This window comes from Mesorhizobium sp. M2A.F.Ca.ET.039.01.1.1 (genome assembly GCF_003998035.1).
GTDB lineage: Bacteria > Pseudomonadota > Alphaproteobacteria > Rhizobiales > Rhizobiaceae > Mesorhizobium.
Genome location: NZ_RZRY01001567.1, coordinates 1 through 419 on the forward strand (window position 1 = coordinate 1; position 419 = coordinate 419).

Consider the following 419-nt stretch of genomic DNA (forward strand, 5'->3'; position numbering starts at 1 on the left):
CGTTGAAAGGGCTGGCCGGATGCCCTTGTGTCCCAACCCCGCATCCGGCCATTGCCTTGAGAGCCAAGCCCGCTGCTGTCCCCTCGGCAGCGGGTTTACCATTAGCGCAACAGCATGTAGGCGCCCATGCCGGCCATTAGCAGGCAGGCAGCCCTGCCGATCGTGTCGCGCTGCCGGTAGCGCCAGATCGCGCCGGCAAGCATTGAGGCCGTGATGGCGGCGATATAGAGCTTGACTACATTCTTCGAGTGTCGGATCTTCCCGGCTTGGGGCGGAACTGGTAGGCGAGGCCATCTCAGCCGGCATCAGCCTAATCGTAACTCCATTGATCGTTACGTCTGCGATGTAGCCGGCCGCCGTGGCACCCTTGCAAACGGCTGTGATCTGGCGCTGGCTGATGGCGAGGGCTTTTTCATGAT

The 419-nt window shown here is 61.8% G+C and carries 1 protein-coding gene; it reads left to right on the top strand.

From position 1 onward, the window contains the following. Positions 1-231: 231 nt before the first annotated feature. Positions 232-419 (top strand): hypothetical protein (locus EOA24_RS42715; RefSeq protein ID WP_210213676.1); only part of this gene is annotated, 188 nt, incomplete at its 3' end.